Here is an 11,434-nt window from a genome sequence, read left to right as displayed (position 1 = left end):
AATGCCTGGCGGGCATCTTCAACGCTGATTGCAAAACCTGGCGGCAAAAAAAAGGCAGGCGACTCAACGTCGCCTGCCTGGACGGGATGGATGCGCGAACGGTCAGTCCGCCAGCCAGCCATTTTCCCAGTAGCGCAAATTGTCGCCGCGCAGCACGTAGTCACGCAGCACGATCTCGCGCAACTCATCGCCCATGCGATAGCTGGCGTCCGGATCGGCCAGGTGCATGCGGATCGCCTGCAGCCATTCATCCGTGGAGTTGGTCTTGATCCGGGTGCACGGCAAGTAGCCGCGATAGGCTTCGGTGTCGGTGCAGATCACCGGGTAACCGCACGCGCCATACTCCAGCAGCCGCAGGTTGCTCTTGCAGTCGTTGAAGATGTGGAACTCCAACGGCGCCAATGCCAGATCCAGGTTCAGGCTGGCCAGCTTGGCCGGGTACACATCCAGCCCGATCACCCCATGAAACTCATGCATGTACGGGCGCAAATCGTCCGGGCACATGCCGAAGAAGACCCAGTCGACTTCATTGGCCAATTCGCGGACCACATCGGCGATGACCGCCAGGTCACCGTGGTGGCTGGTGCCGCCACCCCAGCCGACCCGAGGCTTTTTCGAAGTGCGGCGCTGACTGCGCAGATCGGTCCACAAGTGCGAGGCCAACATGTTGGGTACCACGCGGATGTCGTGATGCATGTCCGACAACGCGTTACCCAGCGGTTCGGTGGAGACCACCACGCGATCGCACATGCCGATGGCGCGCCGGACCAGCGCCTCCATTTCATCCTTGCCCGGCATATTGCGAATATGCGCATTACGGTGCGGGACGTTGATCACAAAGTCATCCAGCTCATAGATACGTCGCGCGCTGGAATATTTTTGCAGGCTCGGGATTTCGTTGATCGGACCTTCGGAATAGCGCCCCTGCAAGATGATCACGTCAGGCGAATGGCGCTCGACTTCGATGATGGTCGGCAGGTTGTAATGAATGCGCCCATGCGCCCTGCCGGCGGCCTCCAGTTCGATCAGCGGTTGCGTGACCCGATAATGGCCAATGGCGGATGCGTTGACCGGCAACGCGAGAATCTTCGGCAATTGCGCCTTGGAAAACGGACTCCAACCGGATCGCAAGCCGGGCTCGAGACTGAAGCTTGCCCCGCCCACCCCCTGCAACGCCAGGTTGGAGTTGTAGGCCGGATCACGGGCCACGATCGGCAGCCAGCGCTTATAGAAAACCTCCTGCTCCTGTTCGCTCCGGGCCTGGTCACCCTCTTGCGCAACTACCGCCGGTTGCGCGCCCAAGGCCAGTTGCGCGTGGGGCGTCCACACCACCAGATAACCTTCCTGGCCGACCCGCAGGCACAAGTCCACCTCGTTGAGGGAGTGCGCCAGGCCCTGCTCATCCAGGCCGCCGACCGCATCGAAGACCGCCTTGCGCACCATCAGGCAGTCGCCGCCGACGGCACTGAAATTGTGGGCGACCTGCAAGCGGTACATGTAGCCTGCCGCGTGCAGCATCTCGCCATGGAACGGCACGCCGGCGGGCCCTTGCAGCCCGAGAATCAGGCCGGCATGCAGCACGCGGCCATCGGGGTTGAACAGCTTGGCCCCCACCACACCGACTTCCGGACGTTGCGCATGATTGAGCAGTTCACCCAGCCATTGCGCCTGGGTGATCACCGTGTAGGGGTTGAGCATCAGGACATACTCGCCAGCGGCCTGCTGCACGGCGAAGTTGCGCACCGCCGCTGCATTGCCCTGCAACTCGTAACGCAACACCCGGACCCGGTCGCTGCCCAGTTGCGCCATGCCGGCGAACCAGTCAAGCGCCTCGGCGCTCTCGCTGCCATTGTCCACCAACAGCAACTCGTATTCACCGTACGCGGTTTTCTCCAACAAGCTCTCGACACAGCGTTGCAACGCCAGGGTCTGGTCCTTGCTGACGATAACGATCGACACCAGCGGCCGATCTTCATGGTGATAGTCGACCCGATTGAGCAGTGCCGAACTGCCCTGGCGAATGCCGTGGGCGACACCCAGGCGCTGCAAGTGCGCCTCGAGTAACCGCGGATTGGTGTCCACCACTTGCGGCAGCGACAGCCATTTGGTCAGGTCGAACGCCGACTCCAGCAGAACCTCCGAAACGTGTCCGACCACCTGCGTACCGCCGCTCTCGACCATTCGCCACAACACATCGTGTGGCGCCAGTTCGCCGTACACCGAATCGAAACCGCCCAGCGCCAGGAACTGCTCGCGCTCGAATGCCAGCGCTCGCCCCACGTAGGGATAACTGCGCATCAGGTCCAGGTTGAAGTCCGGCTTGAAGGCAGGCTCGGCCGACTCCCCCTGATGCAACCCACCTTCGTCGCTGTACAGACAGGTAATCGCGCGCGACAGCGCAATGCGTTCAGCCATGACCAGCAAGGCCGGCGCCACCAGCCGATCACCGGCACGCAGCAGATAGAACCAGCCAGTGCCTTCCAGTTGCGGTAACAAGGCGTTGATCTGCTGCTGCCAGTCGTCCTGCAACGGCAAACGGAACACGCGCTCGTCCAGCACGGCTTCTGTGCACGATGCCGACAGCACCAGCGTCAGTTCAGGGGCGTAATCCTGATCCGCCAGAGATTGCAGGGTGAGCTCCAACGCCGAACGGCTGCCGTGCTCATCGATGATGATCGGAACGATTTTGGGCTTTGTTGGCCACGCCTCCAACGTGTCCGCCAGCAGCTCGCGCTGACCGTCGGTGAGACGGCGGCACGCCAGCCACTGGGCATACAGTTGCGCGAAACTGACACTGGCGATGCCGACATGCCAGTCCTGGGTGGTCTGCTTGGTGCCCAGGGTCCGGCTCAGCGGCAACTCCTCCCAAACCCGCGGCGACTCGTCCACCCGGGTCAATGGCAGATAACGCACCCAGCCCTGGGCCGGCGCTGATTCGCCGCTACGTGCCTTGAGCATCTGCGACAGCCACTGCCGCTCGATTTCGGCTGCGTCCCTCATCGACTGTTGGCCGCTCAATCGTTCGGGGTACAGGCGTTCGACGCCGAGCACGTGATTGGACACCGCCAGGTTGCCGCGCCGCATCAGGCAGACATACAAGGCGAAGTCGAGGGTCGCGACGAAGCAATGGCCTGGCTGAGTCAGTGCCGGGAACAGTTCGAGCACGTCAGCCCGACGGAACATCGCGTTGCTGAAACCACCGAGGATGTTGACCGGGAAGTTTTCGAAGATCGCCAGCAGGTCCTCCCCCTTGAACACCCCGCCCACCGGGGACAGCGGGGTATTTTCCAGGCGCGAAGGCAGAGGCATGTCGTCAGCATCCCAAAGCAGTCGCTGGGCGACGACCAGGTTGACGTCGGCACAATCGATGAGCATCTGCGCCTGACGCTCGATGCAGGCCGAGAACAACTGGTCGTCATCACAAAGAAATTTGATGTACTCGCCCCGCGCCTGCTCCAGGCAAGCCTGCAGGTTACCCACCAGCCCCAGGGTTCGCGGGTTACGCACATAACGTACGCTCGCCCCCTCCTCAACCAGCGAAGCCACGATGTCTTCGATTTCCTGGCCTCGACTGTCATCGCAAACGATGATCTCCAGATTGCCGTAGCTCTGGCTCACCGCCGTGTGCAAGGCACGACCGAAAAAGCGCGGATTGAAGGCGGGAATGACCAGGCTGACAAGCGGGAGTGAATTCACGGCGGGCTCACAGGCGGCGCGAGCCCGCCCTGAAAAGCGAGCCCTTTGTTACCGCAAAAAAAGACGATAAATACTGAAGGGACAAGGCCATCGGGCGCCTGCGCGCCCAACCACCGTCAGATCTTGTTGAACAGGCCCAGCTGGGAAATCTTGCTGAACGCCAGCTGCGCAGCCTGCAACATGGTTTGCTGCAAGGTCAGGCGAGTCATGACTTCGGCCGGGTCCGAATCGCGAATTGACTTCTGGCTCTCGCTGTTCGCAAGGGTCAGGCTCTCGTTGGTCGCGGTCTGGTTATCCAGCGCCTGGCCGCGAGCACCGATCGTGGTGATGGCCGAACCGATCTGGTTGGCCGCACTGTCGATGTTGCCCATTCCCGACTCCATGGCCCCCAGAAACTTCTGCTTGGCCACTGCGTCGCCGTCGACTGGCGTGTTCAGCGCGGTGATCATCTGGCCCAGGGTGTCGAGCACGTTCTGGGTCTGATGGTTGTTGTTCTGGATCACGAACTGATCACCGGACGCTGGAGTGCCTCCGCCCAGGGCAAAGGTCACGCCCGCCGCAGTGGCGTTGCCGCCCGAAACCGTGCCCGACGAGACCGGCTTGCTGTCAGCGGTGATCGGGGCTGCATACAGGTCGAAATTGGTGGCGCTGGTGAACTTGAGGATCGCCCCGCCCGCCGGGAAGGCGTTGGTGTAAGCCGTCGGGTCGGTCACGCTGGAACCGGTGATGACCGCGGTCGACGGGTTACCGGCGCTGCGCGAGGTGTTGAAGGTATCCGACGTGGAAGACAGATTGAAACTGTGGCCGGCGATCACCGCATCCGGGTTGGTATCACCGGATTTGAGGTTGATGTTCAGCTTGAGGTCGACGCCACGGAAACTGACCGTCTGGTTGGCGCCGTTGGCATTGCTGATCAGACCGTTCTGGCTGGCTTCGGCGGTCACGTCGTTGCCCAGCGAGTCGGTGATCTTCAACTGGGTGCTGCTGAGGAAACTGACGGTGTAGGGCTGGCCGCCAGTGAACTTCGCGTTGTAGGTGGAGCTGGTGCCAACCGTACCGTTGGACAGCACCACGCGACCGTCATCCACCGCCGGAGCAGTCATGGTGGTCTGGGTGCGACTGGTATTGATGGTCTGCTGGAACGCATCCCAGCCAGTGGTGTTGGTCCCGACCGTCATGCCATCGCCAATGCCAAGGTCGATGGTGGTCTGGTCACCGTTGTAGCTGTAGGTGCCGTCGGCGTTCTGCGAGTAAGGCGCGGTGTCGGTTTTCGAACCGGAGAACAGGTAGTTGCCGCTCGCGTCCTTGGAGTTCATCAGGCCCAGCACTTGTTGCTGGATCTGGCCCAGTTCCGACGCATAAGCCTTGCGGTCCGCGTCGGTGGCAATGCCGTTGCTGGCAGCGAGGGCCAGTTCCTTGACGCGCTGCAGAGCCGTACCGATGGAGTCGAGCGTGGTTTCCTGCAGGCTCAACGCATTCTTGGTGCTGCCGATGTTGGTTTTGTACTGCTCAAGCATCGCGCTCTGCTGACCCAGTTGCAGCAAACGACCGGCGCCGATCGGATCATCGGCGGCGGTATTGATGCGGATCAGGCTGCTGGCTTCGTTGCTGGTCGCGATGGCCTTGTTGAAGTTGCGCTGGTAGTTGGCAGCGGTGATTTCGTAATACTGGGCGGTGGAAATGCGCATGAATTACGACTCCTTAAAGGCTATTGATCAGCGTGGTGAAAATTTCCTGCGCAGCCTTGATGATCTGCGAAGACGCGGTGTAGTACTGCTGGTACTTGACCAGGTTGCCGGTTTCCTCATCCAGGTCGACCCCGGAGTTCGAATCCCGCGCCCCCTTGGCATTGGCCAGGATTGCCGTGGTGGCGTCGCTGTCGGACTTGCCCTGGGCAGCCTTGGCGCCGACGTTGGTCACCAGCTTGTTGTAGGCATCGGTCAGGCTGATGCCCTTGCTCGCGGTGCCGGTGTCTACGGTCTGCTTGGTTTGCAAACCCACCAGCGCTTGAGCATTGCGGTTGTCCGAAGACGCCGCGCCGGTCAGGTTGATGGTGAAGCTTTCGCCGCTCGCTGGCGTGGCGCCGACCGTGGTCTGCACAGTGAAGGTCTTCTGCACGGCTGGCGTGACGCTGTTGTCCATCACCGGCGCACCGCTGGCATCGACCATGCCCACTTTCAGGTTCAGGGTGTTGCTCTGGCCGGGAACGATGGTGCCGGTGCCGATCGAGTTGCCCTTGGCATCGACCATGTTGTAGGTCTGGCTACCGCCGCTGGCCGCCCCGAACACCAGTTTGACCGGCGTCGAGTTCTTGAGCGCGGTCTGCATTTCTGCCTGGGCCGCCGGGTTGTAGATATCTATGGTGCTGGTCAGCGTCGGCTGGGTGTAGGTGCCGGTGTTGTTGGCGCTGGTCACACCGGTCAAGGGTGCGGCCGCGGCGATTTTTTTCGGGTCGGTGAGCACGGTCTGGATACCGGCCGCCGCGCCACGGGTCGGTGTCACCTTGAACGAGTCGCCAGCGCTCAACGCACCGCCGTTCAGGTTCAGGCTGAAGCCGTCGATCACCGGAGCCGGCGTCGTCGTGGTGCTGAACGAGCCCATGTCGGTGCCGTCCGAGCGCTTGACGCTGTAGTTGGTCGCGCTGGTGAACGTCACCTGATAGTCGCTGGCGGTCAGCTTGCCGGTGTCCTTGATGGTGACATCCAGATTGCCGGAGCCGGCACTGTTGCCCGCTGCCGCAATGCTGCGCTGACTGATCAGGGCGGCACTGTTGATGTTGTTGAAGATCGCCGCGCCGAAGTCACCGTTCTTGTCGATGCCTTGCGCCTGCTGGCTGTTGATCTGGTCGGCCACCACCAGCGCCACGCGCCCCAGCTCATTGAGCGAAGGGTCGAGCACTTCCTTGCGGTAAGTCAGCAGACCACCGATTTCACCACCGCTGATCACCGAGGTCACGTCGATGGTGCTGGAGCCACGGTTCAGCTGCAGCGCCATGCGCGATGGATCGTTCTGGCTCGGCACGGTTTGCAGTGAATTGGTGGTGTTGCCGACCACCAGGGGCTGGCCGCTGCCGATGTAGATGTCGTAGCTGCTGCCACGCTCGACCACTTGGGTACCGACCAGCTCGGACAGTTGCCGCACGGCTTCGTTGCGTGAGTCCAGCAGGTCGTTTGGCTGATTGGTGCCGGTGGAGAGCTCGGAAATCTTCTGGTTGAGCGTGGCAATAGTGGTAGACAGCTTGTTCACCTGATCCGCCATGTCGCCCAGGCTGCCGTTCAGGTTGGTGTTCTGGTCGTTCAACTGCTTGGCAATCGAATTGAAGCGGGCGGACAGGGCCTGGGCACCGGTCAGCACCGACTGGCGGGACGTGTCGTCGGTGGCCGAGGTCGAAACGCCCTGCATCGAGGTGAAGAACTTTTGCAGCACGCCGGTCAGCCCGGTGTTGGTATCGGAAAGCGTGGCGTCCAGCGGAGTGGCCTGAGCGTTGTACGACGCCGCTTCGCTGTTGAGCGAGGTGGCGGTACGCAACTGCGAATCGAGGTAGGCGTTGTACACGCGACGCACATCGGCCAGCGTTGTGCCGGTGCCGATGAACACATTGCCGTACTGAATCGAGCCTTTGGTGCTCTGCACAGATTGCTGGCGCGAGTACCCGGCGGTGTCGACGTTGGCAATGTTGTTGCCGGTCGTCACCAACGAGTTATGGCCAGCACTCAGCCCCGACATCCCGATATTGAGCAAACTCATGGTTCAGACCTTATACCTTGTGCCTATAAAGGCGTAGTTGAAACGCCCGCCGCAGCGTAGTTCTGGTAACTCGTCATCTGCTTGGCTATCTGCGAAATCTTGCTCGCGTAGTTCGGATCGGTTGCGTAACCGGCCTTCTGCAACTCGCGTACAAACTGTTCTGGGTTATCGGCCGACTTCACGACATCTTGATAGCGATTGTTGGTCTGCAGCAAAGTTACAAGGTCGTGGAAACTGTCCTCGTAGGAGTCGTAGGAGCGGAACTGCGCCGTCTCCTTGACCATCTGCCCGTTCCTGAATTCGCTGGTGATCGCCCGCGCCGAATTGCCCTGCCAACTATTGCCGGCCTTGATGCCGAACAGGTTGTGGCTGCTGCTGCCGTCCTGAGCACGCATGACCGACTTGCCCCAGCCGGTTTCCAGGGCCGCCTGCGCCACCAGGTAACGCGGATCGACACCAATGCGGGCCGCCGCTTCCTTGGCCATCGGCAACATGGTGTTGACGAACTGGTCGGCGGAACCGAAGGCTTTCTTCGCCGGCGCCAGCGGAATCTGCGCCATGGCGCGACCGTAGATCTGCATGCCGCCACTGGAGGTTTGCTGCGCGCTGGCCAGCCAGTCGCCGTTATACAAAGGACCGGTGCCAGTGCTTGTCGCGCGCTCAGGCAACGGTGTCTTGTTGATCGTCGTGGCTGCGGCCGTCGCCGAAGGCACCAGCCCGGCCAACAGACGATCAGCCAGCTTCGGCGGCAATGCCAGGCGTCGCTGATTGATCAGAGCCATGTCATTGCGATGACCACCCTCGCCCGCCTCTTGCGGCGCCTGGACCGATCGCGAAGCCCACAATGGACGCTGGCCATTGACCCGCGACAGCGGCCCATTGACCGCAACCGTGCCCGCCGCCACCGGCGTTTGCACGGCGGCCTTGGCAGCCTCTTGCTTGGCCAGCGATGCAGCAGCGGCCTCGCCCGGCGCCAATGGCTTGTTCTTCGACATCTGGCGCATCAGCACGTCCGCCAGGCCGATACCACCGCCCTCGCGGGACATGGAAACAGCCAGTTGCTGGTCGTACATTTCCTGGTACTGCTTGGCCGCCGGCGTGTTCATCGGATTGTCCTGCCCCAGCGCTTCGGTTGCCGAGCGCATGGACTTGAGCATCTCACCGAGGAACAGCGATTCGAACTCCTGCGCCACCTTGCGCATGTTGCCGTCGCTGTTCTTGTCGCCGACCTTGAGCTGATTCAGACGATTGAGGTCCGAATAGGAGCCCGAATCGCTGCTGCTGACCAGACCGCTCTTGCGCATATCCACGATGGCCGTCCTCAGATCACGATCAGATCGGCTTGCAGGGCGCCGGCCTGCTTCAGCGCTTCGAGGATGGCCATCAAGTCACCCGGTGCCGCGCCGACCTGGTTCACCGCCCGCACGATCTCGTCGAGGGTGGTACCAGGGCCGAACTTGAACATCGGCTTGGCTTCCTGCTGGGCGTTGACCTTCGAACGCGGCACCACCGCCGTCGTGCCATTGGACAGAGGGCCGGGCTGGCTGACGATCGGGTCTTCGGTAATGGTCACGGTCAGGCTGCCGTGGGTCACGGCAGCCGGGGAAACCTTGACGTTCTGGCCGATCACGATGGTGCCGGTACGGGAGTTGATGATGACTTTCGCGACTGCCTGGCCCGGATCGACTTCGAGGTTTTCCAGGATCGACAGGTAGTCGACGCGCTGGCTCGGATCGAGCGGCGCGGTGACGCGAATCGACCCGCCGTCGATGGCCTGGGCTACGCCAGGGCCAAGCATGTTGTTGATCTTGTCGACGATGCGCTTGGCGGTGGTGAAGTCGGAACGGTTGAGGTTCAGCGTCAGGCTGTTGCCCTGGTTGAAACCGCTCGGCACCGCACGTTCCACCGATGCACCACCGGGGATGCGACCGGCCGACGGAACGTTGACGGTGATCTTCGAGCCGTCTCGCCCTTCCGCGTCGAAACCGCCGACCACCAGGTTGCCCTGGGCCACCGCATAGACGTTGCCATCGATACCCTTGAGTGGCGTCAGCAGCAAGGTGCCGCCACGCAGGCTCTTGGAGTTACCGATGGACGAAACGGTGATATCGACCTGCTGACCCGGCTTGGCGAACGCCGGCAAATCGGCACTGATCGACACCGCCGCGACGTTCTTCAACTGCACGTTGCCCGAACCCGGCGGCACCTTGATGCCGAACTGCGAGAGCATGTTGTTGAAGGTCTGCAGGGTGAACGGGGTCTGCGTCGTCTGGTCGCCGGTGCCGTTCAGCCCGACCACCAGGCCGTAGCCGATCAATTGGTTGGAACGCACGCCGGAAATGCTGGCGATGTCCTTCAGGCGCTCGGCTTGAACGTTGAACGCTGCGGACATCAGGAACGCAGCCATCATGAGACTTCTGAAATTCAACGTAGCCACCTAGAAAGGGAACAGCGGGCTGAGGAAGAAACGGTCGAACCAGCCTGGCTGACTCGCATCGGCAAACGAACCGGTGCCCGAGTAGGTGATGCGCGCATCGGCGACACGGGTCGACGGCACGGTGTTGTCGGTGGCGATGTCATCGGCGCGAACCAGGCCGGCAATCCGCACCAGCTCGTCGCCGGTGTTGAGGGTCATCCACTTCTCGCCGCGTACCGCGATAATGCCGTTGGGCAACACATCGGCGACGGTGACAGTGATCGAACCGGTCAGGGTGTTGCCCTGAGCCGCCTTGCTGTCCCCCTTGGTCGCGCGGTCACCTTCGTAGCTGGCACTCAGGCTCAGGTCGCCATCGCTGAACGGGTTGTTGGTGGTGGCGCTGCTGCCGAACAGCGAACTCAGGCCGATGTTGGCCTTGCTGTTCTTGCCAATTTGCGAGTTGGCGTTTTTGCTGGCCTGGGTCCTTTCGTTCAGGGTGATGGTGATGATGTCACCGACCCGGAACGCCTTGCGGTCGCTGTAGAGGTTCTGTTCGAAACCGGCCTGATAGATCGAGCCATTGTTCGCGGCCGCCGGCAACGGCGTGCGCGGCAACACCGGAGCGTAGTAAGGGTCATTGGGCTTGGGCGTCGCAGGCACGCAACCTGCGAGCGCGGTGATCCCACTCAGTGCCAGAACAGATACATAGCGATTCATGACCCTACCTCACGGTGTTGCAGGCGACCCAATGGCCGCCACATAGACTTGATTACAGATTCTGCGTTACGAACGAGAGCATCTGGTCGGCGGTGGAGATCACCTTGGAGTTCATCTCGTAGGCGCGCTGGGTGGTGATCATGTTGACCATCTCCTCAACGGTGCTGACGTTGGACGTTTCCAGGGTGTTCTGCAGCGTGGAGCCGAAACCGTTCAGGCCCGGAGTGCCGACTTGCGGCGCGCCACTGGCGGCGGTTTCCAGGAACAGGTTGTTGCCCACCGCCTGCAGGCCGGCCGGGTTGATGAAGTCGGCGGTTTGCAGGTTGCCGATCACCTGGGCTGCCGGGTTGCCGGCAACGGTGATGGACACGGTGCCGTCGCGGCCGACCGTGAAGGTCTGCGCGTCGTTCGGAATGACAATGGCCGGCTCCAGGGCAAAGCCGCTGGCGTTGACGATCTGGCCGTTGGAGTCCAGGTGGAACGTACCGTCACGGGTGTAGGACGTGGTGCCGTCCGGTTGCAGGATCTGGAAGAAACCACGGCCGTCGATGGCCATGTCCAGCGGCTGCTCGGTAGTTTGCAGGCTGCCGGCGGTGAAGTTTTTCTGGGTACCGACGATGCGCACACCGGTACCCAGTTGCAGACCCGACGGCAGTTCGCTGTCCTGGGTCGACTGGGCGCCTGGCTGGCGCTTGATCTGGTAGAGCAGGTCCTGGAACTCGGCGCGGTCACGTTTGAAACCCGTGGTCGACACGTTGGCCAGGTTGTTGGAAATAGTGGTCAGGTTGGTGTCCTGGGCGGACAGACCTGTCTTGGCAACCCATAGAGCCGGAAGCATTCGATTCTCCTCGTGCGCCT

At 61.9% G+C, this 11,434-nt stretch carries 7 protein-coding genes; all 7 read right to left on the bottom strand.

Translation table 11 applies throughout. The features are described from left to right. Positions 1-102: 102 nt before the first annotated feature. Complete coding sequence (locus tag AC1RP7_RS19095; RefSeq protein WP_493181648.1) at positions 103-3,696, bottom strand: glycosyltransferase; 3,594 nt, start codon at positions 3,694-3,696, stop codon at positions 103-105. Positions 3,697-3,812: 116 nt separating this feature from the next. Then, positions 3,813-5,384, bottom strand: a complete 1,572-nt coding sequence (locus AC1RP7_RS19090; RefSeq protein ID WP_493181646.1) for a flagellar hook-associated protein 3 — start codon at positions 5,382-5,384, stop codon at positions 3,813-3,815. Between the two features lie 13 nt (positions 5,385-5,397). After that, positions 5,398-7,443 carry a flagellar hook-associated protein FlgK gene (flgK, locus tag AC1RP7_RS19085; RefSeq protein ID WP_492588337.1) on the bottom strand — a complete coding sequence of 682 codons (2,046 nt, stop codon included), beginning with the start codon at positions 7,441-7,443 and terminating at the stop codon, positions 5,398-5,400. A 23-nt stretch (positions 7,444-7,466) separates the two neighbouring features. Continuing rightward, positions 7,467-8,753, bottom strand: a complete 1,287-nt coding sequence (gene flgJ, locus AC1RP7_RS19080) for a flagellar assembly peptidoglycan hydrolase FlgJ (RefSeq protein WP_218497037.1) — start codon at positions 8,751-8,753, stop codon at positions 7,467-7,469. Between the two features lie 11 nt (positions 8,754-8,764). Then, positions 8,765-9,853, bottom strand: coding sequence for a flagellar basal body P-ring protein FlgI (locus AC1RP7_RS19075; protein WP_057715914.1), 1,089 nt, complete (start codon positions 9,851-9,853; stop codon positions 8,765-8,767). Between the two features lie 27 nt (positions 9,854-9,880). After that, positions 9,881-10,576 (bottom strand): flagellar basal body L-ring protein FlgH, encoded by a 696-nt coding sequence (gene flgH, locus AC1RP7_RS19070; RefSeq protein ID WP_057715915.1) that lies wholly within the window; start codon positions 10,574-10,576, stop codon positions 9,881-9,883. Between the two features lie 52 nt (positions 10,577-10,628). Then, positions 10,629-11,414, bottom strand: a complete 786-nt coding sequence (gene flgG, locus AC1RP7_RS19065) for a flagellar basal-body rod protein FlgG (protein WP_057715916.1) — start codon at positions 11,412-11,414, stop codon at positions 10,629-10,631. Between the last annotated feature and the right edge of the window lie 20 nt (positions 11,415-11,434).

This window comes from Pseudomonas sp. GW822-FHT01E03, assembly GCF_058802985.1.
This window is presented reverse-complemented; position numbering and strand designations above follow the sequence as displayed.

Coding starts and splice junctions, on each gene's coding strand:
- AC1RP7_RS19090 (WP_493181646.1), bottom strand. CDS start 5,384: ATGCGCATTTCCACCGCCCAGTATTACGAAATCACCGCTGCCAACTAC.
- flgK (WP_492588337.1), bottom strand. CDS start 7,443: ATGAGTTTGCTCAATATCGGGATGTCGGGGCTGAGTGCTGGCCATAAC.
- AC1RP7_RS19075 (WP_057715914.1), bottom strand. CDS start 9,853: ATGATGGCTGCGTTCCTGATGTCCGCAGCGTTCAACGTTCAAGCCGAG.
- flgH (WP_057715915.1), bottom strand. CDS start 10,576: ATGAATCGCTATGTATCTGTTCTGGCACTGAGTGGGATCACCGCGCTC.
- flgG (WP_057715916.1), bottom strand. CDS start 11,414: ATGCTTCCGGCTCTATGGGTTGCCAAGACAGGTCTGTCCGCCCAGGAC.